Genomic DNA, 23,977 nt, shown 5'->3' with positions numbered 1-23,977 from the left:
GCTTCAGCCACTGGGTCGCAGAGGCCATAAAACGGGCGACAGAAAACAGCAACAGCCCCCTGGCCATAGATTCTAGACCAAAGACTCTTTTGAGCTGCTAATTCCCAGGATAAACAGCAGTCTAGCAGAATTTGACCATAACACAACCCGATTTTTCTTGGAGTCAGTTGACCTAGATTGGTTTTAGGCGCATATGAGCGCAAGGAGAAAAGATGAGCAAAACCCCCATCACGGTTGCCTATGGCGATGGTATCGGCCCTGAGATCATGCAGGCAGTGCTGCAAATCCTCGAGGTGGGCGGGGCCCAGCTCGCCCCGGAGATCATCGAGATTGGCGAGAGCGTCTACCGGCGCGGACATACCAGCGGTATCGAGGATAGCGCCTGGGAAAGCCTGCGGCGCACCAAAGTGTTTCTCAAAGCCCCCATCACCACCCCTCAGGGCGGGGGCTACAAGAGCCTGAATGTGACGGTACGCAAAACCCTGGGGCTTTACGCCAACGTACGACCCGTACAAAGCTACGAGCCTTTCGTTACCACCAAGCACAAATCCATCGACCTAGTGATTGTGCGAGAAAACGAGGAAGACCTCTACGCCGGCATCGAACACCAGCAGACCGACGAGGTGGTGCAGTGCTTGAAGCTCATCTCCCGCCCCGGCACCGAGCGCATCGTACGGTATGCCTACGAGTTTGCCCGGCGCAATGGGCGCAAGAAGGTCACCTGCATTACCAAGGACAACATCATGAAGCTCACCGATGGGCTATTCCACCGGGTCTTCGACGAGATTGGACAGGAGTACCCCGAGCTGCAAAAGGAGCACATGATTGTGGACATTGGCGCAGCCCGCCTGGCCGAGATGCCCGAGCGCTTCGACGTAATTCTGGCGCCCAACCTGTACGGCGACATCCTATCGGACATCGCCGCCGAGGTGGCCGGCTCGGTGGGGCTGGCCGGCTCCGCCAATGTGGGCGACGACTGCGCCATGTTCGAGGCGGTGCATGGGAGCGCACCCGATATCGCCGGCAAGGGCATCGCCAACCCCTCCGGCCTGTTGCAGGGGGCTATCCTGATGCTGGTGCACATCGGGCAGCCCGAGGCCGCCGCCCGCATCAAAAATGCCTGGCTCAAAACCCTGGAAGACGGTATCCACACCGCCGATATCTACGACGAGCGGGTCAGCGAGAAAAAGGTGGGCACCGCCGAGTTTGCCCAGGCCGTGATCGAGCGGCTGGGCCAGCAGCCTGAGCGCCTGCGCCCGGCCAAGTTTGGCGAGGCCAGCAAAGAGCCCATGGTACCGCTGATGGTTCGCAACCCCAAGCCGGCTAAAAAAGAATTGGTTGGGATTGACGTGTTCTTCAACTGGCGCGGCACCAAGCCCGAGGAGCTGGCCAGGCTTCTCGAGCCCCTCTCTACCGAGAAGCTCAAACTGACCCTCATCACCAACCGGGGCGTAAAGGTATGGCCGGGGGGCTTCCCCGAAACCTTCCGCACCGACCACTGGCGCGGGCGTTTCATGGCCCACAACAGCACCCCCAACCACCACGACGTTGTGGAGTTGCTAGGCAAAGTTGCCGCTGCGGGCATGGACTTCATCAAGACCGAACATCTCTACAACTTTGACGGAAAGCCGGGGTACTCGCTGGGGCAGGGGCAGTAGAGCGGGTGGTTGGGCGTCTCAAGAACCATTCCTACGCAGCCGCTCAACGGCATTGGTGGTACTAGATGTCTCGTTCCGCAAGACCTATAGCGTCGGTGGCGGAATTGCAATATATTCTTTGTCGCAAGGCCACGCATACCGGATTCAGCCAAACCGTCATCGAACACGCTCTGAGAGGCTGCCTTTTTAGAATCCGGTAAACCTTATTTTGCCCATGAACCAGACCCTCCAGACCCTCGAGGCCCAACTCAACCAGACCCAGACCCCTGTGGAGAAACTGGGGCTGCTGGATCAGCTTTACCAGTTCCTCCGAACGAGCGACCTGCGCCGGGCCAAAGAGGCCGTCGAAGAGATGCTCATCCTGTCGCAAAACCCCGCCTATCCGGCAGGGCGCGGCCTGGCCCTCAAAAACCTGGGCGACTACCACTTTCGCCAAGGCAACCTGCCGGCGGCCCAGGGATGCTTAGAAGAAGCCCTGGTCATCTTACGCAAAGAGGGCGAGATTAAGGGCGAGATAGATACCCTCAACGCGCTGGGCAACTTCTACTACTTTCAAGGGAATTTTCCCAAGGCCCTCGAGTATTTCCTGGAGGTGCTGGAACAAAGCCGCAAATACGAACACCGTTTGCTGGAATCCAACGCCCTCAATGGGGTTGGCATCATCCAGTACACCCTGGGCAACTACCAGGAGGCCACCAAATACTTCCTGCGCAGTCTGGCCCTCAAACGCGAGGCAGGAGACCGCCTGAGCGAGTCGGGCACCCTCAACAACCTGGGGCTGGTCTACCTCGAGATGGGCGACCATCCCGGCGCGGTGCAGCTCTACCGCGAAAGCCTGGGCATCAAACAGGCCCTGGGCGACCTCCACGGCGAAGCCAACACCCTCTCCAACCTGGGGGTGGTGTATCAGCGGCTGGGGCGCACCCAGGAAGCCCTGGAGTACCACCAGAGGGCCCTCGAGCTTGCCGAGCGGCTGGGTAGCCCCCAGGTGCGGGCCACCTGCCTGGAAAACCTGGGCCTCTCCCATGCTGCGCTGGGCAACCTAGAACAAGCCCTGGAGCTGTTCCAAACTGCAAACGCGCTCTACCATGAGTTCGGAAACCGCTTGGGGGAACTGAGTGTATTGCTGCAGATTGGCTCGGTACTGGCCCGCCTGGAACAGCCAGACGCCGCCACCCTCACCCTGCAACAAGGGCTCAAACTGGCCGAAGAACTGGGGCCACAAAAGCCTTTGCTCGAGTTCCACCAAGCACTCTCTAGGGTCTACGAGCAGACCCACAAACCCGCCCTCGCCTTGCACCACCTCAAACAGGCCATCGAAATTGAGCACAAGCTGCACAAGGAGCAGCAAGCCCAAAGAACGGCGGCCCTGCTGGCCGGGTTCCAGGTAGAAAAAGCCCGTCAGGAAGCCGAAATCGAGCGTTTACGCAACACCGAGCTGGCCCGCGCCAACCGCGAGCTGGCTCTGGCCATAGAAAGCCTCAAGGAGGCCAACGCCGAAAAGTCGCGGTTGCTGGACAAGCTCCGCCAGCAGTCGCGCGAGCTCGAGCGGCTGGCCCGCCAAGACCCCCTCACCCGGCTCTACAACCGCCGCTACCTGGAAGAAAACCTCGAGCGCGAGTTTGCTTCCTCCAAACGTTACAAATTCCCCCTCAGCGTGGCCCTGGTAGACATTGACCACTTCAAGCAGATCAACGACGCTTTCTCCCATCAAGTTGGCGACGATGTGCTGCGGCTGGTAGGGCAGATTCTCGAGTCCAGTTGCCGTGGGGTAGACTTCGCCTCCCGCTACGGGGGCGAAGAGTTTGCCCTAGTCTTCCCGCAGACCGACCTGGTTGGCGCCCTGATCGCCTGTGAGCGCATACGCCAGCGTGTGGAAAGCCACGACTGGAGCGCCATTCACCCCCATCTCCGGGTCACGGTGAGCATCGGGGTAAGCTGCGACCCCACCCTCCCCAACCACGAAAAGCTCCTGGCCGCCGCCGACGAGCAGTTATACAGCGCCAAGCGGGCGGGGCGGAACCGGGTATTCCCACAAAGCTAGCTTTGGGCTCGGGGGTCTCTCCCATTGCCTTTTGCCGCCGATGCAAGCAGAATCGGTTTATGCGTCTGCACCCCGAAGTAAAAGAGGCTCTACAAACCCGCCAAGCGGTGGTGGCCCTCGAGTCCACCGTTATCACCCACGGCCTGCCCCGCCCCCTGAACCTGGAGCTTGCCCGCAAGCTCGAGGATACCGTGCGCCAGGCGGGGGCCGTACCCGCCACCATTGCCATCCTGAGGGGCGAAGTGGTGGTAGGGCTTACTCCAGATGAGCTCGAGGCCGTTGCCGCCGACGACACCGCCGACAAGGCCAGCCTGTGGAACCTGGGGGCCCTGCTGGCCCAAGGCCGAAGCGCCGGCACCACCGTGGCCTCCACCACCTTCCTGGCCCACAAGGCCGGCATCGAGGTGTTCGCCACCGGCGGCATTGGCGGCGTGCACCCCCACCCCTACGACGAATCGGCGGATTTACTCGAGCTCTCCCGCACCCCCATCGTGGTGGTATCGGCGGGCCCCAAAAGCATCCTCGACCTCGCGGCCACCCTGGAGCGGCTGGAGTCGCTGGGGGTGGCCCTGTTGGGCTATAAAACCAACCACCTGCCCGCCTTTCACAGCCCGGCCAGCCCCTACCTCTTGCCGGCCCGCGTCGAATCGGCCCAGGAAGCCGCCCGGGCCTTCCGGGCCGCCAGAGACCTGGGACTGCCCGGCGCCTCGCTGGTACTCAACCCCATTTCCCAAGGGCTGGCCTTTGACCAGGTGCAGCGCTGGGTCGAACAGGCCACCCAGGAAGCCGCGCGGGCCGGGGTGGGCGGCAAGGCTCTGACCCCCTTCCTGCTGCGGCGAATCTCCGACTTGAGCGGGGGCCAGACCGATGAGGTCAATCTGCGCCTGCTGGAAGAAAACGCTCGTCTGGCTGCGCAGATTGCCCTGGCCCTAGTCAAGCCATAGCTTGCTGCGATTCACAATCCCTCGGTTCTACATATACGCAGGCTGAATCTGTGGCATAGAATAAGGCGTAATGTGTGAGCTGGGGAAGCGGCTGAAAGAATCCCGTGAGGCCAAGGGGCTGGAAATAGCCCAGGTGGCCGAGGTTCTCAAGGTGCGGCGGGTCATTCTGGAGGCTCTGGAGGACTGCCGCTTCGACGAACTTCCCGAACCCGCGCTGGCTCGAGGCTACCTCAAGCGCTATGCCCAACTGCTGGGTCTCGACCCGGCCCCGCTCCTGGCCCTCTACCCCATCGGCACCCCCGAGCCTGTAGGGCCTGTCGGTTCTACCCCAACCACCCCCAGCCCCCAGACCTCCTCCCCCTCGAGCATAGGGTGGCTGTGGCTTATTCCGCTGGTCTTGTTGTTGGGGGTCTTGGGCTGGCTCGGACTGCGGGCACTGAACCCCCCCTCCACACCAACTCCGGTACAGACCACGCCGACGCCGGTGACGCCCCCACCTCCTCAGCAGATCAGCCTGCGCATCGCCACCCAGCCCCCCGGAGCCCGGGTCTACCTGGACGGTTTCTTATTGGGCCAAGCCCCCCTGGAGGCCAGGGTCGAAGCCGGAGAACGTACCCTCCGCATCGAGGCATCCGGTTATCAAAAATACGAACAGGTACTCACCCTGCAAAGCGACCGCAACCTCAGCTTTGCCCTAACGCCCGTTCCCCCCGCACCTGCACCTAGCTTCCCTCAACCACCCGCCCCTGGAACCACGCCCCCCACCAATCCCACCACCCCCACACCTACCGCTGGTCTTGTGCTAAGGCTCGAGGGAACCAGTTGGATTCGTGTCACCGACGCACGTACGGGCCGCCAACTCTACGAGGGCACCGTGTCCAGCGGAACCCAGCTCAGCTACCCCCTACCGGTCGTGGTGCGTGCTGGCAATGCCGGGGCGGTGCGGGTTATCGTAAACGGGCAAGACCGAGGCCGCATGGGCAGTGTTGGGCAGGTGGTGGCGCTGCGCTACGGACAATGATTCATCCATCGCGCACTTTGCGCGTGGTTGACTCAAGATAAGTAGGGGTTGCTAATGTTTTATACCAGATTCGGTTAGTTCGTCCCGAACAGTGACGAACTACCCCGATCAATTTTATCCGCGTAGCGGAGGGCGATACCGCCCCTTGGAAGTTATCCGCGTAGCGGAGGGCGATACCGCCCCTTGGAAGGGATACGCTGGTTTCGCCGAGCGCAGCGAGGGGTGTGCTCTGCTTCGACAAGACCTCGGCGTGAGCTCGATCGAACGCTCAGCAACTGTAGGATTCAAAAGGATAGCCTCTCAAGGTTTTTTTGATGACTATCTTTTTGAATCCAGTATTACAGGATTTTTTTTAGCTTCTGCCCAACAGCCTTACCTACCGCTTGAGAAAGTTGCCCAGCATCCGCACCACATCGTCCACCACATTGCCGTCGCGATTCTGATCGAGCAGCATGTTGACCAGGTTGAAAGCCTGGGGCTGTTGCTGTTGCATCTGGCCGGTGGCTTGCCCCAAGAGATCAAACAACCCCCCCACCCCAGTACCCTGTTGGCGGGTGGTCTTGCCCAAAGCTCCCATCACCATCGGGGCCAGCATTTCCAACAAACCCCCAATCTGGTTGGGGTTGATGCCGGTAGCTTGCCCGATACCTTGCTGTACCACAGTACGCTGGTCTCCCAACACATGCCGCAGGATGCCCGCCCCTGGCCCTTGCTGGGCATTGCCCAAAAACCCCATCAGATCGTCCAATATTCCACCATCGTGATCGCGCTGCAAAGCATTCGCCAACGATTCGGCTCCCTGTGGGTCGGCGGCGTTGCGCTGCAAGCCCTGCAAAAGCGCAGGTAGGGCCATCCCGATGGCACTCTGCACCTGGGTATCCGAAGCCCCCAACTGGCCGGCAATCTGCTTGACGGTGTTTTCGTTGAGGGCTGCGCCCAGCAAATCCATAAGTCCTGCCATGATTACCTCCGGTTTCCATTAACCCCAAATGCAGTCTGCTAGAAACCTCCTGAATTTTAGCACCCGCCTGTGCAGAACCTTTGTAGGCGCAGCGCCCAACACCCCGATTCCTGCTATACTCAGGGCTGTTGTCGCGCCACTGGGCGTACAGGAGAGCAAATGGCAGGCAAGGTCGGGTTTGTAAGTCTGGGCTGTCCCAAAGCCCTGGTAGATTCGGAGCAGATTCTTTCGAGGTTGCGGGCCGAGGGGTACGAAACCTCCCCCACCTATCAGGATGCCGATGTGGTGGTGGTCAACACCTGTGGTTTTATCACCCCTGCAGTCGAGGAGTCGCTTACCGCCATCGGCGAGGCCCTGTCGGAGAATGGCAAGGTCATCGTGACCGGCTGCTTGGGTGCCCGCCCCGAGGTCATCCAGCAGGCCCACCCACAGGTGCTGGAAGTCACCGGCCCCGGCGAGGTGGACAAGGTGCTCAGGGCAGTGCATCAGGTTGTCCCAGCCGACAAGAACCCCTTCACCGCCCTCATTCCTCCGCAGGTCAAACTCACCCCCCGCCACTACGCCTACCTTAAGATTGCAGAAGGCTGCAACCACAAGTGCAGCTTCTGCATCATCCCCAAGCTGCGTGGCCTGCAAAAGAGCCGAGACGCCGCCGAGATCCTCTTTGAAGCCACCCGGCTGGTGGGCACCGGAACCAAAGAACTGCTGGTGATCTCGCAGGACACCTCGGCCTACGGCGTGGATATCCGCCACCGCGAGTCGGATTATGCGGGCAAAATGGTTCGGGCGCACCTAGTGGACTTGGTGGACGAATTGGCGCAGTTGGGCGCTTGGTTGCGGCTGCATTATGTGTATCCCTACCCGCACGTGCGCCAGCTTATCCCGCTGATGGCCGAGGGCAAGCTGCTGCCCTACCTGGATGTGCCGCTCCAGCACGCCAGCCCCAAGATTCTACGGGCCATGCGCCGCCCTGGGGGGGCTGAAAGCCATCTGAAGACCATCCAGGAATGGCGCTCCATCGCGCCCGACCTGGCGATTCGCTCGAGCTTCATCGTAGGCTTCCCCGGCGAGACCGAGCAAGACTTTGAGCTGCTGCTGGACTTCATTGCCGAGGCCCGGCTCGACCGGGTGGGCTGCTTCACCTACTCTGAAGTGCCCGAAGCCGATGCCAACGTGCTGCCGGGGGCGGTGCCTGAGGAGGTTAAGGAAGAACGCAAGGCCCGCTTTATGGAGTTGCAGCAGCGGGTGAGCCTCGAGAAAAACCGCGCTAAGATCGGGCGAATTCTGGAAGTCATCGTGGACGACTACGGCGAACTGCCCGGCCAAGTAGTAGGCCGCTCCCAGTACGATGCTCCGGGCATTGATGGGCTGGTCTATGCCGAGACCGATGGAACCGTCAAAATTGGCGACCTCATCAAGGTCAAGGTGATCCAAGCCGAAGCCTACGACCTGCATGGCGAGATGGTCGGCCCGGTGCCCTGGAAACCCAATGTACCGGTGATGGGTAATGTAGTCATAGAAACAATTCAGGTGTAAGCTGAACCAGGTTTTTGGCCATGGAACCTTTACAAGTCAGTCTGGGCTTGGGAACTGGGTTAAGTGCAAGACCTAAACGCTCTGTCCATGCGGTGCAGAGCGAAAGTTGTTTATGCACTCAGCCTCCGACATTGGAGCACTCTTCACCCTGGTTGAGCCAGGTGGTGAACCAAGGCATAGCCTCATCTCCTTCGGGACAGAGCCGTCGTACACCCAAGGAACTGCTGAGGAGCACGATCGGTTCCCTGCGCAACGCAAAGCGGAGCTTACCATGTATATCGTAGTTGCGGGCGGCGGCGAGATTGGCTCGCAGATTGCCAAAGCCCTACACACCCAACATGACCTTGTGGTAGTGGATACCAACCCCGAGGCCAAAGAACGCCTGGGGGGGCTGGATGTACAGGTCGTGATCGGCAGTGTCACCGACCCCGAAACCCTGCGTGAGGCCAAAGTAGACCTTTGCGACACCTTCCTGGCTACGACCAACTGGGACGAGGTCAACTTGATCGCCTGTATGTTGGCCAAGGGGCTGGGGGCCAAAGAAACCCTGTGTTTTGTGGGCAAGCAGTCCTACGTGGACATCCTCACCGATCCCCGCACGGTGGAGATTCTGGGCACCCGCATTGACCAGGTGTTCTGGCCCCAACGCTCCCTAGCAAAAGAAATTGTGGAAGTGATCCGAGTTCCGGGAGCCGTGGATACCGAGGTGTTGGCAGGAGGACGGCTGCGCTTTGTGGAATACCAGGTACGGGAGGGCGGCCCCTATGCAGGCAAGGAACTGGCCCTGCTGGACTGGCCCAACGGCAGTTTTATGGCTGGCATCTTGCGGGAAGGAAAGTTCTACGCCGCCACCGACCCGAACTTTAGCCAGCTGGCCCTCGAGCCCGAAGACCGCATTTTCTTCATGACCACCCCCCAGGGTTTCGACGCCATCCAGGCCTGCTTTGCCCCCCGTGAGCGGGTGCGCCGGGTGATGGTGGTAGGGGGCGGCAATGTGGGGTACATGGTCACCAGGGAACTGCTCAAACACCGCCTCGAGGTCACCATCATTGACCACAACCCCGACCGCTGCGCCTGGCTGGCCGAACACCTGCCGGGGGCGCTGGTGCTCGAGGGCGACGGCACCGACCTGGAGCTGTTGGAGTCGGAGGGCCTCGACCATGTGGACGTGATGGTAGCGGTGACCGAGAACGACGAAAAGAACCTATTGGTCTCGCTCCTGGCCAAGCAGGTGGGCGTGGCCAAGGTCATCACCCGGGTCAACCGGGGGGAAAACCGCCGCCTTTTCGAACATGTGGGCATTGACATTCCCCTCACCCCCCGCGCAGCTGCGGTGCGCGAAGTGGTGGACTGGATCGCTCCCGACAACGTAGACCACCTGGCCCTGATCGAAGACCAGGTCGAGCTATTGGAATTCGAGCTTCCGTCCGACTTCCGCGAGACCCCCTTCGACAAGCTCCAGCTCCCCCAAGGGGCCATTGCGGTGGCCCTCGAGCGCGGTACCAAGGTCTATCTACGCTCCCCCATGTTGGCCGTTACGGCTGGCGACAAACTCCTAGTGCTCACCGACCGGCAGGTGGCCGATGAAGTCCTGGCCCAGGTTCGCTAAGGCCGCCCGGGCCAATCCCATCCCGGTCGCCACCTACATGACCGGAACCGTTTACTTCGCCCTGGGCGGGGTGATGGGGGTGCTGGGGCTGGCCGACTCGCTTTTGGGGGAAGATGCCCTGGGTTTTTTCGTGGGCGCAGCCATCGGACTGGGCCTGGGACTGGTGCTACGTCAACTGGGGAGCCCCCAGGCCGAACCCCGCCGAGCCGAAGCCCTGTTGACCGTGGCAGTGCTTTGGATTCTGGTTCCCATCCTGGGAGCCATCCCGTTCTGGATTTCGGGGGGTCTTGGCTATCTTGATGCGCTGTTCGAGGCCACCTCGGGTTTCAGTACCACCGGAGCCACCATTCTGGCCGACTTCGACCAGTTCAGCTACGGGCTCTTTTTCTGGCGCTCGATGAGCCAGTGGTTTGGCGGAATGGGCATTTTGCTTTTGTTCATCGTGGTGCTGCCGCACCTGGCCCTGGCCGGACGGCAGATGTTTTTTGCCGAGGTAACAGGGGTACAAAAACAACAGCTCACCCCCAAGCTACGCCAGACCGCTACCAACATCCTGCGGGTGTATTTGCTCCTTACGCTGCTGACCCTAACCGCCTATTTGCTTACCGGCGTACCGGTATTCGAGGCTGTCGCCAACACCTTTTCCAGTGTCTCCGCCGGAGGCTTCAGCCCCAACCCGCAGAGCTTCGCAGCCTACAGCCCCCTGACCCAGTGGATTGCGGCATGGGTCATGTTCCTGACGGGAGTGAATCTTTTGCTGCAATACCGGGCCATTTTTGACCGTGAATATGCCGCGCCCCTACGCGACCCGGAGTTTCGCGCCTACGCCTTGATTGTATTGACGGTCGGGCTTTTGATGGCATCCATCTTGTATCTGCGCCACGACTATAACCTCGAGCCCGCCTTTCGCCACGCCTTCTTTCAGACCGCCTCCATCATCACCGGCACTGGCTTCGCCTCGGCAGATTTCGCAATGTGGGTGGTGCCAGCCCAAACCCTGCTGGTGATGTTGATGTTTATAGGGGGAAGCGCTGGGAGTGTGGGGGGCAGCATCAAGATCATCCGCTGGCTGGTAATTGGCGCGCTGGTGCGGCGGGAGTTGCAACGGGCCCTGCACCCCCAGGCGGTGCTGCCGCTGCGGGTGGGCAACAAAAACGTGGGTGAAGATGTGCTCAGGGCCGTCTCGGCTTTCATTACGTTGTACGTAGGATTGTTTGCCTCGGGGGCGCTGATAATGGGGATATTGGAAGAAGACTTCGTGGTGGCCTTTACCGCTTCAGCAGCTGCCATCGGCAATGTAGGGCCGGGGTTGGGCTCAGTGGGGCCGATGGCTCATTATGGCGACCTGCACCCCATCTCCAAGGGCGTAATGATCTTCCAGATGTGGGCGGGTCGCATCGAACTGATTGCGGTTCTTTCGCTGTTTACACCCGAACTGTGGCGTAGGCTGAGGGCGCAAGCCAGAAACCAAACATAATTCCCATGAAAAGAAAACCGAAACCCTGGCTAATAACCAATCTGCGCTTTGCCTACTATTTTCTGGGCGTGGTCTACCTGGCCCTGGGCGCGGTCATGCTGGGGCTCGAGGTTATCTCGCTAGCGCTGGGCGAGTCGCCCTGGGGGTTTCTTTTGGGCGCTGGGGTGGGGCTTTCGCTGGGCTGGTGGTTCCGTAGTCTGGGCGACCCCAGGCACGAGCCAGGGCGCGCCGAGGCCCTGCTCTCCATCGCCCTGATCTGGCTGCTGGTGCCCCTGCTGGGTGCGATTCCCTTCTGGGTGGCGGGCGGCATGAACTACCTCGATGCGGTGTTCGAGGCCATGTCCGGTTTCACCACCACCGGCGCGACGGTGCTGGCCGACTTTGAGCAGTTCGGCTACAGCCTGTTTTTCTGGCGCAGCCTGATGCAGTGGTTCGGGGGCGTGGGGATCCTGGTGCTGGTGGTGGCGTTGCTGGCCCATCTGGCCGTGGCGGGCCGTCAGCTTTTCATCACCGAGAGCACCGGCATCCAGAAAGAACCCTTTACCCCCCGTTTGCGCACCGCCGCGCTGAGCATTCTCAAGGTGTACGCCACCCTTACCCTGGCGGCTGCTCTGTGCTACTGGATCGCCGGGGTACCGGCCTTTGAAGCCCTCTGCAACGCCCTCACCACCCTGCCCGCCGCCGGGTTTAGCCCCAACCCGCGCAGCTTCGAGGCCTACAGCCCGCTGGCCCAGTGGTTCGGAACGCTGTTTATGTTCTTGGGGGGTGCGGGGTTCGTGTTGCAGTACCGGCTTTTCTTCACCCGCGACCCCCGCCCGCTGCTGAGGGATGTGGAGTTGCGGGTCTATACCCTCATCGTGCTGGTTTTCAGCACGGTGCTGGCCATCTTTCTAATAACCCACCACACCCAGGACATGAACTATAGCTGGAGCGACGCCATCCGCCATGCCTTCTTTAACGTCACCTCCATCATCACCACCACCGGCTACGCCAGCGCCGACTTTGCGCTGTGGGTTCCGGCGGCCCAGGCCATTCTGGTGGCGGCGATGTTCGTGGGGGGCTGTGCGGGCTCGGGGGCGGGCGGCATCAAGGTGATTCGCTTGCTGGTGGTGGGGGCGATCGTGCGGCGGGAACTGATCCGCTCGCTGCACCCCCAGGCAGTCATGACCCTACGACTGGGCAACAAAAGCCTGGGGGAAGACGTGATGCGCTCGGTGGCCGCTTTCATCACCCTCTATGTGGCTTTAGTGGCTGCAGGAGCAGTGCTGATCTCCTTGCTCGAGAACAACTTTGTGGTGGGTTTTACCGCCAGCGCCCAGGCGGTGGGCAACATCGGGCCGGGGCTGGGCGAGGTGGGGCCCATGGGCAGCTACGCCGGCCTCGAGCCCCTCTCCAAGCTGATCCTGATTGTTCAGATGTGGGCCGGGCGCATCGAGCTAATCCCGGTCTTCTTGCTGCTAACCCCAGAGCTGTGGAAGAAGCTCAAAGGCTGAAGCTGCGAGGCGGTAAACTAGGGGTATGTCTAAACCCCTTGTGATCCCCGAATCCTTTCGCCTCGACCACAAAAAAGTCCAGGCCCCCTACGTGCGTTTGGCGGGGGTGAAAGCAACCCCCAAAGGCGACCTGATCGAGAAGTACGACCTGCGCTTCGCCCAGCCCAACCAGGAGGCCCTCAGCACCGGGGCCATCCACACCCTCGAGCACCTCCTGGCCACCTATATCCGCAGCCACCTAGAAGGGGTGGTGGATATCTCGCCCATGGGCTGCCGCACCGGGTTCTACCTGGTGGTGTTGGGCGAGCCGGGGCCCCAGAAGGTGCTGGAGGCTTTCCGGGCCACGCTGGAGGATGTGGTCAACCACGCCCAGCCGGTGCCGGGGGTGAGCGAGCTCGAGTGCGGCAACTACCGCGACCACGACCCTCAAAGCGCCAAGGCCTGGGCCGAGCGGGTGCTGAACACGGGCCTGCACATCCAGGAAACCCTCGAGATTGCCGAGTAGAACGTTTTATCCATTGGGTGTATTTCCGTTTACGCCACCCGTGATTCGGGCGTTTCCCCGCTGGATGTTCACTCGCGCCAATGCTAGGCTAGCTCCATATGCCGACGGTCGCCCTATTCGCTGCGGAAGGAGCCGAAGCCCAGGCTCTGCGCAAACAGCTCAGCTTGCAAGAGGCCGTAGATGGCCCCTGGACCATTCACCAGGGGGAGCTGGGACGCTACCCGGTGGTCCTCATCGAGACCGGGGTCGGCAAAGCCGCTGCAGCAGCGGCGGTAGCCTATGCCAAGGTGCGCTTCAACCCGGCGCAGGCCTTCTGGGTGGGGGTGGCTGGGGCTTTGAACCCCGACCTCAAAACGCTCGATCTGATGTTGGCCCAGGATGCTGTACAGTACGACGTGGACATCACGGCTTTTGGTCGCGCTCCGGGCGAGCTAGCCACCGGTGAACGCTTTATCCCCGCTGACGCCGGGCTCACCTCCAAGGTTCTGCGCACCGCACTGGCTCTGGGTCTGCCCATTTACCTGGGTCGCATTGCCAGCGCCGACCGCTTTCTCGCCCACCGCAGCGAGGCCGAGGAGGTACGCCGGGTGTTTGCCGCCGATGCCGTCGAGATGGAGGGGGCCGCCGCTTTGTGGACGGCCAAACGCATGGGAATGCCCATGGCCTTGCTGCGGGCCATTACCGACCAGGCCGGCAGCGAAGCCCCCATCGCTTTTGAAACCTTTTTAGAAAGTGCTTCCGAGCGCCTAGCCCAGTTGATTGGCAAAGTGTTGAGCACTTGATGGACTCGGCTTGCTTTGGATTAAGACCCAATTTGAGGCCACCCTGATTCCTGGAACCGTACACGGTTATACTGAGACATCAACATGAACTCGTTGGGTTGGCAGTGTTGCGGGTACTCGAGGAGGAGGAAGCATGGGGGGCGCATCCGTAACTGAGCAGCGGCTGGGGTCAGAGGTTGTGCAGGATCTGGAACATACCAACGGCGGACACGTCAAACTCTTTTGCGGCAATGCCAATCGCCCCCTGGCCGAAGCGGTGGCCAAGGCCCTGGGCATCAAGCTAGGTGAAGCCACGGTTGAACGCTTTCCCGACGGTGAGGTGCAGGTGCGCCTGCTGGAGAGCATCCGCGGCGACGATGTGTATCTGCTGCAGTCCACTGCCCCCCCGGTCAACGACCACCTGATGGAACTCCTGGTGCTGGCCGACGCCGTGCGCCGCAGCAGTGCAGGGCGCATCAATGCGGTGATTCCCTATTTTGGCTATGCCCGCCAGGACAAACAGACCCAGGGCCGCGAGCCCATCACCGCGCGGTTGGTGGCAGGCCTTTTGGAACATGTGGGCATCCACCGGGTGATTACCGTAGACCTGCACGCCCCGCAGATTCAGGGCTTCTTTTATCAGCCGGTGGACGAACTCTCGGCGGTGCGGCTTTTTGCCGAATACCTAGAAAACCAGCAGCTCACCGAAAACGCCGTGGTGGTCTCGCCCGACTCAGGGCGGGCCGAACAAGCCCGTCGCCTTTCTGAGCGCCTGAACCTCCCGCTGGCCATCCTGGCCAAAAGGCGTATCGGCCCCCGCGAGACCCAGGTGAGCTATGTGATCGGGGACGTGGCGGGCAAGCGCCCCCTGATTATTGACGACATCATCTCCACCGGCGGCACCATCCGGCGCGGGGTGGAGGCCCTGCTTGCCGCGGGAGCGGCCCCGGAGGTGATTGTGATGGCCTCGCACGCCGTGCTGGTGGGCAGCGCCCGCGAAAACCTGGCCCACCCCGCCATCCGCGAGGTGGTTTTTACCGATACCATCGCGCTTAATCCGGCCCTGGGCTATACCATCCTGCCCACCGCACCCCTGCTGGCCCAGGCCATCCGGCGGGTGCATACCAACCAGTCGGTGAGCGTGCTCATCTAGGGGCCGCGGGTCATGTCCAGCAAGCCCCGGCCCCTAGCCTCTTCGGATTCACCAAGCGCATCTGGGTCGGTGTAGTTGGCCAGGAAGGTGAGCTCGAGCGCCTCCGGGGTGAGGGGCACCAGGCCCGTGGCCTGCCGAATTACCGCCACCGCCCCGCTCACCACAGGGGCCGCGAACGAGGTGCCGGTATACTCGCCCAGGCTGCCGGCAGGGCGCAGGCTCAAGACCCGCTCACCCGGTGCAACCAAATCCACAAAATCGCCCTGGCCGCTAAACCCGCTCACCCGCAAGGTGCCGGAGTAATCCCCCACCGCCCCCGCGCTGAAAAGCCCCTTGAGCACGGTCATGGAGCGGCCCGCCTCCCGCCGCAGGGAGAGCCCCCGGTTCCCACCAAAGGAGGCCGGGAAGTGGTGCAGCACCCCGCGCTTGCTGCTGCGGATGGCCCAGTCGTTGCCGGCTGCGGCCACCACCGAAACCCCGTTCACGCCGCGCTTCATCAGGGCATCCTTGAGGATGATGTAGACGATCTCGCTGGGGGTGTCGCTGCCCAGGCTCAGGTTGAGCACCAGCCGCTCCTGGGGGTTCTTCTCCGCATAAGCCACCGCGTGGCAGATACCGCGGATGACCGCCTCGAGCCGGCACTTCCCATCTTTGTCGCAGCTTTTGATGGGCAGGACGCCGGCCCCTGGGGCGATGCCGTAGGTCGCGTGCGCGGCCAGCACCGCCGCCGCAGTACCGTGCCCCACCACCTCCCCGCCCTGGGTGTACTCGTCCTGCAGGGGGTTGGGTGTCTCGCGCCACGCTAAATGTCACCAACACGCCACGCTAAATGTCACCAGTGCAGACCTTAATGTTGGGCTGTAAAGCCCGTATTTGGGTTTGATTGGATGAGTATATCATGAAGTATTGGTGTGAATAGTAAGCCATTTATGAGGCTTTTTTTCGCCGCTCGAGCCTCTCCAGCCGCTCGGCCAGCTCCTGGATTGCCCGGATAATCGGGGCCACAAACTGGTCGTAGCGCAGACTCTGGTTGGAGTCGGGTTTGGATACATCGTCCAGCACCCAGCCCCCAAAGTCGCCTACTTGCAGATCGTCCAGGACGGCCTTTACCTCCTGGGCAATCAGACCGTAGTGCAGCCGCCGGCCTGGAACCGACGTGTACGTTGGCGCAGCGTCCTGCACCATTACGGTCTCGGTATACTCGTTGCCCTCCTCATCGGTGCGGGCAATCTGAGTCTCGGTCGGGGGGGTGTGGGCAATCTCTTTGCCGCCTTCAATCCAGCGGTAGCGTACTGGACGTAACCGCCGGAGGAACTCGAGCCCCAGCGGAGACTCCTCCACGTCGGTCTTGAGCCTAGCGTCGGAGGTCTGGATAGTGCCGTTGGCGGCCCAGACGGAGTGCCAGCGCAAACCGCTATCGCCCAGGCGCCAAGTGACTACATTGTCCGCGTCGGGGGCCAGCCGGGCGCGGGTTACCACATTATGGTCCGCAATCTGTAGCTGGGCGTTGGCTTCGATCGCAGCCACGGAATATAGGTGATTGGAGCTACCTACGCCCGCTGTTGTGAAGAAATACAGTCTGCCGTTTTGAGCATGTATATGGCTCGCGTGGCTCGAGCCCAGAGCGGCGCCTGGAAACTCAAAGCTGCCTGGCACAACGCTGTTCGGGTAGCCCGACGACACGTACCAGCGGATAAAGCCGTAATTCGCGTTAAATGCGTCGCCCAAAAATGCGCTGGTAGTGCCGATATCCGCTGCACTTGTACTGTAGTATCCACGCAGCTGGATACGCGCTCCGGGGTCGAACCTGAGTCGTTTGTCAGCATAAAAAGTAACCTCGCCGGGGTTCCATCCAAAAACACTTTGGCCATTTGCTCGAACGTCGATGGCACCATCGGAAGCCCAGTCGAAGCCTGTATCGTCGTCGCCGATAGCCAGCGATATCCCCGGCCCGCCAGCTCCAAGCTGTCGGTGCACAAACAGCCGCTGGGTATTGACCAGGTTGCCCGTCATGGTATCCCCGGCACGATTAACTGGGTTGTAGCCGATGTTGGCCACGGCGGCGCCCGCCGCCAGTTTGCCCCCCGAAATGGTGTTGTTGGCGATTTTGGCGCCGGTGACTGCCAGGTTGGCCAGGTGCTGCGTAAAGATACTCCCGTCGCGCACGTCCTGCGCCAGCCTCCCGCCTGAATCCAGCATGGCCCAGGCGTTGTTGATGCCGCGCATCAGATAGCTGGTGTGCACCCAGCGGCCGCCGCCGGTAGCGCTCAGAATCCACAGGCCGTCGGCGGGAAGGCCGCTGGGGTTGAAGAGCTGGTACAGCCCAAAGCCGTCCACCGCCACCACGTCCTGGTCGGCCATGCCGGCCAGGTTTTGCAGCGCGGTAGTGGTCGCCACGCGTTGGATGCGCTTGATTCCTGCTCCTTCCACCACCAGACGGCTCTGGTGCAGATTTTCGGTGCGGTTGAGCACCGCCTGGATGGCCGACTCAAGAGGTCCGATGGCCACCGGTTCGTTGTTGCCCGCCAGGGGGAAGTTGGGGATGGTGGTGGGGAACACATTAATGGGGGTTAGGGTTTTTGGCATAGTCCTCCTACGGGAATAGTTGTACGGGGGTATCGCCCCAGGTCTGGGGGGCATCCCAGGTGAGACCAGGCGGATCCCAGGTCAGCGGGCCGAACGAGACGTAGGTGAGTTGGGCCAACCGCGTGTGGGCGGCCTTGACCTGTCCGATCACGCCCAGGATGCGACCCCGCTCAGCTGGTGAGCCGTCGTAGCTGCGGTTCGCTGGATAGATGAATACGTCAAACTCGCTCCAGCGCAGGGGGTCGTAGGTCCAGACCGGCACAATGGCCGAGCTGTATCCAAGCTGAGCGAGGGCCACCCCCAGCCCGTATTCCGTGCCGCTCCAGCGCCAGAACACCCACGCGCCCAGCACCCGGTCGCGCCAGGCCTCGAGGCTCTCCCCTGGATAGCGGGTCAAGCCGCGTTCGGCTCCGAGCAGGTTCAAGGCATCCTCGGGGGCGAGCTCTGCATATCGCGCACGAATCGCGGTCGCGATTAGTTCCGCGTGCTCATCCAGCAGTCTGCCGTACCCCTCGATTTGCCGCCCTACCTCCGGCCCTTGGAACCACGGTGGCGAACGATCTCGCAACCAGTTCTCCAGTAGGTGGATTTCGTATAGAGCAATCTCGGCAGGCATCTTCTTAGACCTCGAGCCAAATTGGGTTAAAAACGAACCGGGCAACCTGCACGCCGGTGAGCCCCACATCGGCTGCTGGGGCGCTCAGGGCCACATCCACGGTGTGCCCCCCAAACAGCGCCTCGACAATCGCAGATCTGTAAATGGTTGCAGCGATGGGTAGTGCGGCCTGAAGCGCCGATAGCCTGTTTATGGCTTCGACCTGAGCTACTGCCAAATATCCACTGCGCACGCGGATGGTGGCGGAGATCGGGACGTTGACCTCGGTAGCGGCGTAGACCTGCACGTTGGATGTCAGCGGCTTGCGCTGTTGAATGATCTGGTTGGCTGCGGCCACTGCAGCGCCACCCAGGCCGCCCTCTCCCCAAAGCACTACATCCACAGTGCCTTGTCCGCGCGGGTTATTGTCTAGCACACGGACTTTTGTAATACCAGGATCGGCCGCTAGTGCCCATGATTGGTAGGCAGCGGCGGTGCTGCCGAATCCCAGCTCTGACCAGCGTAGGCGGCAGCGCTCACGGAATTGCGCATCGGTCTCACGGTTGATGGCGGCTTCGAGCACTTGGTCGTTGGTAATGGTTACACCGGGTAGTGGTGTAAATAATGTGGTGGCTGTGCCCATCGCGATGCGATATGCGGTTCCAGTGCCCTCGGCCTTAAATTCAAGCGATAGCGTACCACCTGAATTGAGCGTACCACCCCCTTGATTGTTGAATCGTAGATTCCCGGTTCCAGCCCACAGCTGGTTGGCCTGCACGTTGTAGGGGCCGAATCCCGCTTCGCAACTCAGTGTGAACCGTTGCCGCTCGAAGGTGGCCTCCTTACGCAGGAGGTCGTATACATTTAGGCCCAGTAAGTCGAGAAAGGCGCCCTCCGCAAGCTCGAGATACCCACCACGGGTGATCGCCACCCGCAGCGCCTCGAGTTCGGCCAACCCCTCCGCGAATAGCTCGATTAGGGTGCGTTGTTCTGAGCCAGCGATCCAGTCGTCTGGGACATACCCTTTGCTTTGCAGTATATCCAGCAACGCGGCTAGAATTTGCGGCTGGGAGCGTGGTTGCAGGATTTGATCAAGTGTTGGCACGGAGCACCTCGACAGATAGGCCTGTTACAGCAATCACTAGCGCGAAGGGCCCAACAGCGGTCTGGCCTCGAATGGTTATGTGAATCCGCTCGAGGTCTCGCTGCTCTGCTTCCACCTCGGCCTCGAGCACCCGTGGATCACGCTCTACTGCGGCCTGCACAAACGTTTCCAGCTCATATTTGGTCTGGGCATTCCACGGGGCCTGCACTGTTTCGCGCACATCAAAGCCGTAGCCGGGGTCGTAAAATAGGCCGCCTAGAGGGGTTTGCAGCTGCCGTATAATAGCCCCAATCAGGTTGTCCAACCCACTTTTTCGGCGGCGCTCAATCAGGCTGTAGTCGGTGCCCAGATCCACCACTAGCCCACCGCCTTTACGATGCTGGAGCCGCCCGCCTGCGCGGTGGCCTGCACCGGGACTCCGGGAGTAACGGGTGCAGCGAAGACCCAGGTGATGGCTTGGCCCAGCCGAAGCACGCCCGTTCCGCCCTCGGCCCCGAGATCGAGGTCTGGGGTCTGGAGTGTGATGGAGGTCTGCGCATGGATGGTTAGGGCTTCCAGCGCGCCTCCGTCGAATAAGGTCGCCACGGGGCGACTGGGGTCGCCATTCTCGAATCCGAGCAGCACCCGCGCATCGCGGCGCACCCGCACCACTACGCCCGGCAGCATGGTGCGCAGGGGCACCCGCACCAGGTTGGGCAAATCCGGCCTGTCTGGTTCCAGATCCAGACGCATATCCCCGTGATCCCGCAGCACACGGCTGGGATAGAGCGCCAGCGTATCTATGCGTCCATCCTCGACCAGCTTGCGTAGAGCGCATTTGAGGCGTTTACTTTCCACAAATCACCTCGGTACGAAGCACTGGGCCGATGTGGTGTGTAAGCCGCTCAACCGGGCCGAACTGGGCTTCGTAACCACCGGCTACGCCATGCAACCGTACTCCTGGTTGGAGCGCGGGGGTTAGCGGGAACCAGTGCCTGCGCTGCACAAAATCGTATCGTGACGCACGGAGCTCCTCCGCGAACATGGGCCAGGTCTCCCGGCCAACCCACACCCCGCCATCAGGCATGATGCGCCAGTTGCGCTCGGGCAGGAGCAGGAGGACGCGACGCAGCTCCTGCCATGCGGGGTAGCCGTAGCGGGTGTACCGGGCAAAAGTCTCGGGGGCGTCTAGGCTGCCTGGCGCCTCGCCAACCTCCTGGAGCATGTCGAGGAGTATCGTGCGGGCTGGGACGCCCTCGTAAAATTTGGGCCGCAGCCGCATATCCAGCTTGCCCGCGCCTCCAACCACATACAGCCGCCAAAAGCCTCCGTCCCGGCCCACATCCAAACAGGTAGTAGCGAAGGTCTCGCCAGACTCGAAGCGCAGTACAACCGCCTCGCCTCGGCTAGCTGATGCATTATCGGCAGCCAGCCGCAGGGTGGCTGTCAGCCGCCCCGTGAGGGGCAGGTTGATGTGGCCCTCAGAGACCTTCGCGTTGTTGGCGAGGAGCACTGGCATGGTCTACCGTCCCAAAACCCTGTTGGCAGACGCCGACCCGTTGGAGATCCCTCGCTCAATCGAGGCTATCCCCGTGGCGCTGCTGGGCCGATTCTGCGCGGCCCGCTGGGCACTGGTCTGGCTGGTCTGGCCGCCTGTACCACCGGCCCTGTGCCCGCCGGGCTGCCTGGAGCCAGCCCATCGCCGACCTTAGAGGTTTTTTTCGTCCTGCGCCGATCCTTGGCCTGCCACTCACGTAGAGTAATTCGCAGCACAAATCCCGTGTCGCGGCTAAAGTCCTGGCTTTCCACCCCAATGATGTATACATTTCGCACGCCGTGAAGTTGTAAGTTCGGGTGGGCAGCTTGTAGAACCCTGGGGGCCTGGTCTCGGCGGTCGCGGTAAAGAGCCAGCGCCGCCCAGAGGTTGTCAAACTCGGCTTTGGTATCGGCCACGGCCTCGACCTCTATCTCCGCATCGCGGTAACCCAAAAACGAGCGCTCACCGCCGTCCTCTCCAGGGATGGGGGCGTAATCTTCCTCCGGGTCGCCACCGCGCACATCCACAGTGGCATTGGGGATTGTCACGCGACCCTGTGGCCCCAGCAAGATTAGCGTCTCCCAGATCTCCGGGTGCTGCCACGGATCAGGAATCTTGGCCATAGCCCTCCTCTATCGCCAGCTCCTCGATAGCCAGCAAGACGGCCTCCTTGATGGCTGGCTGGAACTGCTCAGCCACTTGCCGAGAGGATTGCCCAGGGCCGACGTTAATCGCCTCGATGTTGATGCTAATTTGCGGGGCTGACCGCTGGGCCTGCTGCCGTGTCTGGGGCTGGGGGGCTAGGGGGGCTGACTGGGCCAGCTCGAGCTGTGGCCGCATGTCCAGCCCGGCGATTGCGTCAGCCACCTGGGGCATGCCCGCCTCGATGCCCTGGGCCAGGCCCAACGACAACATCAACCCATAGCCTGCAAAGACTTTGGAGGGGCTCTCGATGCGAAATAGACCAGTAAACCAGCCTTTGATGGTCTCGGCACCCGCGGAAATCTTGCGGCCTACCCAGACCAGCCCCGCTTCGATGCCCTGGGCCAGGCCACGCATAATTTTTTCCCCCCACTGCACCGCAGACTGCCCCAACAGCGCGAGGGGCGCGGAGACCGCCCGTATCACCCCTTGCATAATGCGCTCCACGCCCGCTCGAGCCTGCTCAAAATTGCCGGTAAACAGCCCAACTACCACGTCCAGCAGGCCGCGCACCACGTTCACGGTGCCTGTAAGGGCCTGCAAAATGCCTGATCCGATGCGGGCAAAGACCTTGATTGTAAAGGTTAGCAAAAAGCCGAGCACGAACCCAAAGGCGTAGCCCAGAGCGTCCAGTGCTCCGTGGCCGCGGCCCAACGCAGCAGCGATAAACTCTCCAATTGGGCCAAACTGACGCGCCAACCCAGCCACCGCATTTCTAAACTCGTCCCATCCCGCCGCCAGCGGAACCAGCGCCAGGCGCACCTGGTCACGGAAGGCAGCTATGCGCGACCACGCGTAGGCGAAGGCGGCGGCCAGCGCCAGTACAGATGTGATCGCCAAAATGACTGGGTTGGTAAGCATGGCCACCGTTAGGGCGCGAAAGGCCCCGGCCAGCGCCAGAATGCCGACCCTGGCTGCCGGGATGGGGCCTCCTAACAGCCGAATACGAACTATGGCCCTATCCAGCGCTCCGGCCAAGTCGTAGGCCCGGAGGATTGCTGCTTCGACGGCCTGGCGAAGGGATAATAGCCCGACCGAGGCCTGGCTGGCGGCAAACCCCAGTGCTCCTATTATCGTCACAGCCCCGCCTGCGGCCACGATCAGCAGCGCCAGCAGGGTTATGCTAAATCCAATCGCCCGGGTTGTGACGGGGAACTGCTGGGCGAAGTGAAGCACCGCGTCGGCTCCGGTGCGCAGGTGTGCCACGACTGCGCGAAGCGGGGGCAAGAAGACCTGCCCCACAGTTATCCCGATGGCATCCAGGTCGTTGCGGAGCAGTTGCAGCTGGTTGGCGGTGGTGGCCGAGCGATTGGCGAACTCGGCCCCCACACTCCCGGCATAGACCTGGCTATCGCCCACCAGGCGAAAGCCTTGCTCGACCAGCGGCAAACCCTTGGTCAGCCGTGCGATGTCGTCGGCATACTCCATACCGAACATCTGGCTCAACACCTTGAGCGGGTCTTTGGAGTTGTTGACTGTGCGGAGGAAATCTAAAATGGTCCCCTGGGCGTTGGTACGAATGGCTTTTTCAATGCCCTCGGCGGTATACCCAATAGACTCCAGGCCCTTGGTGAAATCCTTACTGCCCTCCGTCGCATTGGCTAGGCGGTTAATGAGTGCGCTCAGGCCGGTGGACACCACCTGTGGTGCCGTGCCGGTAGCGAGCATAGCTGAGCCCAATGCGGCCATTTGTTGACCAGTCAGTCCGACCAGCTGGCCTGCACCGCCCACCCGGCGCAAAACTTCCAGGATGTCTGGGGCCTTGGAGGCCATGTTGTTGGACAGATGGTTAACCGCGTCGGCCAACCGCATCACTTCGGGCTGTGCCAACCTGAATATGTTGCGCAGCTGCGCTAGGGTATCCCCCGCGTCTGCGGCGGCGATATCAAAGGCTACCGCCGTTTTGGCGGTATCGGCGGTAAACCCGGCCAACTCGTCAAGTGCGATACCGGCCTGCCCGCCTGCAGCGGCGATCTGGGTTAGCTCGGCGGCCGAGCGCGGGATCTGGCGAGAGAGTTGTACAAGCTGGTCTTGCAATACCCTGGGGCCCATCTCGGGGGTGAACTCGACTACCTTGCGTACATCCGCAAAGGCCGACTCAAATTCGATGGCTTTGGCGGTTGCCAACCCCAGCGGGGCAGCCAGTGCCAGCCCCACCGCCGCTATGGAAGCCCCCGCCTGCAACCGTTCAATGGCCGTATCAGCTAGGTTGGCTGCCCGCTCGATCCCGGTCAGCGAGCGCAAGACACCGTTGGCAGGCCCGGACAGGCGGTCTGCCAAATCCACCAGCACCTGCAGCTGCATCAACCGG

The 23,977-nt window shown here is 61.7% G+C and carries 21 protein-coding genes; 11 read left to right on the top strand and 10 right to left on the bottom strand.

The window, feature by feature from the left end; all coding sequences use genetic code 11:
* The first annotated feature begins 212 nt into the window (after positions 1-212).
* From WKI89_RS11825 to WKI89_RS11810, 4 genes are all read left to right on the top strand, one after another.
* Positions 213-1,658, top strand: a complete 1,446-nt coding sequence (locus tag WKI89_RS11825; protein WP_337869879.1) for an NADP-dependent isocitrate dehydrogenase — start codon at positions 213-215, stop codon at positions 1,656-1,658.
* Positions 1,659-1,872: 214 nt separating this feature from the next.
* Complete coding sequence (locus tag WKI89_RS11820) at positions 1,873-3,702, top strand: tetratricopeptide repeat protein (RefSeq protein ID WP_337869878.1); 1,830 nt, start codon at positions 1,873-1,875, stop codon at positions 3,700-3,702.
* Between the two features lie 59 nt (positions 3,703-3,761).
* Positions 3,762-4,646 (top strand): pseudouridine-5'-phosphate glycosidase, encoded by an 885-nt coding sequence (locus tag WKI89_RS11815; protein ID WP_337869877.1) that lies wholly within the window; start codon positions 3,762-3,764, stop codon positions 4,644-4,646.
* A 70-nt stretch (positions 4,647-4,716) separates the two neighbouring features.
* Positions 4,717-5,667: a RodZ domain-containing protein gene (locus WKI89_RS11810; RefSeq protein ID WP_337869875.1), complete on the top strand. Its 951-nt coding sequence runs from the start codon at positions 4,717-4,719 to the stop codon at positions 5,665-5,667.
* Positions 5,668-6,043: 376 nt separating this feature from the next.
* On the opposite strand, the gene WKI89_RS11805 is transcribed toward WKI89_RS11810, so the two are convergent.
* Positions 6,044-6,628 (bottom strand): DUF937 domain-containing protein, encoded by a 585-nt coding sequence (locus WKI89_RS11805; protein WP_337869872.1) that lies wholly within the window; start codon positions 6,626-6,628, stop codon positions 6,044-6,046.
* A gap of 159 nt (positions 6,629-6,787) precedes the next feature.
* Between WKI89_RS11805 and rimO the strand changes: the two genes are divergently transcribed.
* The 7 genes from rimO (at position 6,788) to WKI89_RS11770 (ending at position 15,162) form a co-directional block, all read left to right on the top strand.
* A complete protein-coding gene (rimO, locus tag WKI89_RS11800) occupies positions 6,788-8,164 on the top strand; it encodes a 30S ribosomal protein S12 methylthiotransferase RimO (RefSeq protein ID WP_337869870.1) in 1,377 nt (458 codons plus the stop codon).
* A gap of 271 nt (positions 8,165-8,435) precedes the next feature.
* Positions 8,436-9,773: a Trk system potassium transporter TrkA gene (trkA, locus tag WKI89_RS11795; protein ID WP_337869868.1), complete on the top strand. Its 1,338-nt coding sequence runs from the start codon at positions 8,436-8,438 to the stop codon at positions 9,771-9,773.
* Positions 9,748-11,250, top strand: coding sequence for a TrkH family potassium uptake protein (locus WKI89_RS11790; RefSeq protein WP_337869866.1), 1,503 nt, complete (start codon positions 9,748-9,750; stop codon positions 11,248-11,250). The genes trkA and WKI89_RS11790 overlap by 26 nt, the downstream gene beginning before the upstream one ends.
* 5 nt (positions 11,251-11,255) lie before the next feature.
* The gene (locus tag WKI89_RS11785) at positions 11,256-12,743 is read left to right on the top strand and encodes a TrkH family potassium uptake protein (RefSeq protein WP_337869864.1); all 1,488 of its coding nucleotides are present in this window, start codon (positions 11,256-11,258) and stop codon (positions 12,741-12,743) included.
* 25 nt (positions 12,744-12,768) lie between these two features.
* Positions 12,769-13,248, top strand: a complete 480-nt coding sequence (locus tag WKI89_RS11780) for an S-ribosylhomocysteine lyase (protein WP_337869862.1) — start codon at positions 12,769-12,771, stop codon at positions 13,246-13,248.
* 98 nt (positions 13,249-13,346) lie between these two features.
* On the top strand, positions 13,347-14,030 hold the full coding sequence (mtnN, locus tag WKI89_RS11775) for a 5'-methylthioadenosine/S-adenosylhomocysteine nucleosidase (protein ID WP_337869859.1): 684 nt from the start codon (positions 13,347-13,349) through the stop codon (positions 14,028-14,030).
* A 133-nt stretch (positions 14,031-14,163) separates the two neighbouring features.
* Entirely contained in the window at positions 14,164-15,162 is a 999-nt protein-coding gene (locus WKI89_RS11770; RefSeq protein ID WP_337869858.1) for a ribose-phosphate pyrophosphokinase, read from the top strand.
* Here WKI89_RS11770 and WKI89_RS11765 read toward each other — a convergent pair.
* The 9 genes from WKI89_RS11765 to WKI89_RS11725 all read right to left on the bottom strand — a co-directional run bounded on the left by WKI89_RS11765 (position 15,159) and on the right by WKI89_RS11725 (position 23,970).
* Positions 15,159-15,941, bottom strand: a complete 783-nt coding sequence (locus tag WKI89_RS11765) for a S8 family serine peptidase (protein ID WP_337869903.1) — start codon at positions 15,939-15,941, stop codon at positions 15,159-15,161. The genes WKI89_RS11770 and WKI89_RS11765 overlap by 4 nt on opposite strands.
* A 148-nt stretch (positions 15,942-16,089) precedes the next feature.
* Entirely contained in the window at positions 16,090-17,748 is a 1,659-nt protein-coding gene (locus WKI89_RS11760) for a tail fiber domain-containing protein (RefSeq protein WP_337869856.1), read from the bottom strand.
* 7 nt (positions 17,749-17,755) lie between these two features.
* A complete protein-coding gene (locus WKI89_RS11755) occupies positions 17,756-18,364 on the bottom strand; it encodes a phage tail protein (protein WP_337869855.1) in 609 nt (202 codons plus the stop codon).
* Between the two features lie 4 nt (positions 18,365-18,368).
* On the bottom strand, positions 18,369-19,448 hold the full coding sequence (locus WKI89_RS11750) for a baseplate J/gp47 family protein (protein WP_337869854.1): 1,080 nt from the start codon (positions 19,446-19,448) through the stop codon (positions 18,369-18,371).
* Positions 19,435-19,806 (bottom strand): hypothetical protein, encoded by a 372-nt coding sequence (locus WKI89_RS11745; RefSeq protein ID WP_337869853.1) that lies wholly within the window; start codon positions 19,804-19,806, stop codon positions 19,435-19,437. The genes WKI89_RS11750 and WKI89_RS11745 overlap by 14 nt, the downstream gene beginning before the upstream one ends.
* Positions 19,806-20,285, bottom strand: a complete 480-nt coding sequence (locus WKI89_RS11740; RefSeq protein WP_337869852.1) for a hypothetical protein — start codon at positions 20,283-20,285, stop codon at positions 19,806-19,808. Before WKI89_RS11740 ends, WKI89_RS11745 begins: the two co-directional genes overlap by 1 nt.
* On the bottom strand, positions 20,275-20,946 hold the full coding sequence (locus tag WKI89_RS11735) for a hypothetical protein (RefSeq protein WP_337869850.1): 672 nt from the start codon (positions 20,944-20,946) through the stop codon (positions 20,275-20,277). The genes WKI89_RS11740 and WKI89_RS11735 overlap by 11 nt, the downstream gene beginning before the upstream one ends.
* Before the next feature lie 65 nt (positions 20,947-21,011).
* Positions 21,012-21,587 carry a hypothetical protein gene (locus WKI89_RS11730; RefSeq protein WP_337869848.1) on the bottom strand — a complete coding sequence of 192 codons (576 nt, stop codon included), beginning with the start codon at positions 21,585-21,587 and terminating at the stop codon, positions 21,012-21,014.
* The gene (locus tag WKI89_RS11725) at positions 21,571-23,970 is read right to left on the bottom strand and encodes a phage tail tape measure protein (protein ID WP_337869846.1); all 2,400 of its coding nucleotides are present in this window, start codon (positions 23,968-23,970) and stop codon (positions 21,571-21,573) included. The genes WKI89_RS11730 and WKI89_RS11725 overlap by 17 nt, the downstream gene beginning before the upstream one ends.
* Positions 23,971-23,977: the final 7 nt, after the last annotated feature.

Origin of the sequence: Meiothermus sp. (assembly GCF_037443965.1) — a bacterium.
Taxonomy (GTDB): Bacteria; Deinococcota; Deinococci; order Deinococcales; family Thermaceae; genus Meiothermus.
This window is presented reverse-complemented; position numbering and strand designations above follow the sequence as displayed.

Coding starts and splice junctions, on each gene's coding strand:
- WKI89_RS11825 (WP_337869879.1), top strand. CDS start 213: ATGAGCAAAACCCCCATCACGGTTGCCTATGGCGATGGTATCGGCCCT.
- WKI89_RS11820 (WP_337869878.1), top strand. CDS start 1,873: ATGAACCAGACCCTCCAGACCCTCGAGGCCCAACTCAACCAGACCCAG.
- WKI89_RS11815 (WP_337869877.1), top strand. CDS start 3,762: ATGCGTCTGCACCCCGAAGTAAAAGAGGCTCTACAAACCCGCCAAGCG.
- WKI89_RS11810 (WP_337869875.1), top strand. CDS start 4,717: ATGTGTGAGCTGGGGAAGCGGCTGAAAGAATCCCGTGAGGCCAAGGGG.
- WKI89_RS11805 (WP_337869872.1), bottom strand. CDS start 6,628: ATGGCAGGACTTATGGATTTGCTGGGCGCAGCCCTCAACGAAAACACC.
- rimO (WP_337869870.1), top strand. CDS start 6,788: ATGGCAGGCAAGGTCGGGTTTGTAAGTCTGGGCTGTCCCAAAGCCCTG.
- trkA (WP_337869868.1), top strand. CDS start 8,436: ATGTATATCGTAGTTGCGGGCGGCGGCGAGATTGGCTCGCAGATTGCC.
- WKI89_RS11790 (WP_337869866.1), top strand. CDS start 9,748: ATGAAGTCCTGGCCCAGGTTCGCTAAGGCCGCCCGGGCCAATCCCATC.
- WKI89_RS11785 (WP_337869864.1), top strand. CDS start 11,256: ATGAAAAGAAAACCGAAACCCTGGCTAATAACCAATCTGCGCTTTGCC.
- WKI89_RS11780 (WP_337869862.1), top strand. CDS start 12,769: ATGTCTAAACCCCTTGTGATCCCCGAATCCTTTCGCCTCGACCACAAA.
- mtnN (WP_337869859.1), top strand. CDS start 13,347: ATGCCGACGGTCGCCCTATTCGCTGCGGAAGGAGCCGAAGCCCAGGCT.
- WKI89_RS11770 (WP_337869858.1), top strand. CDS start 14,164: ATGGGGGGCGCATCCGTAACTGAGCAGCGGCTGGGGTCAGAGGTTGTG.
- WKI89_RS11760 (WP_337869856.1), bottom strand. CDS start 17,748: ATGCCAAAAACCCTAACCCCCATTAATGTGTTCCCCACCACCATCCCC.
- WKI89_RS11755 (WP_337869855.1), bottom strand. CDS start 18,364: ATGCCTGCCGAGATTGCTCTATACGAAATCCACCTACTGGAGAACTGG.
- WKI89_RS11735 (WP_337869850.1), bottom strand. CDS start 20,946: ATGCCAGTGCTCCTCGCCAACAACGCGAAGGTCTCTGAGGGCCACATC.
- WKI89_RS11730 (WP_337869848.1), bottom strand. CDS start 21,587: ATGGCCAAGATTCCTGATCCGTGGCAGCACCCGGAGATCTGGGAGACG.
- WKI89_RS11725 (WP_337869846.1), bottom strand. CDS start 23,970: ATGCAGCTGCAGGTGCTGGTGGATTTGGCAGACCGCCTGTCCGGGCCT.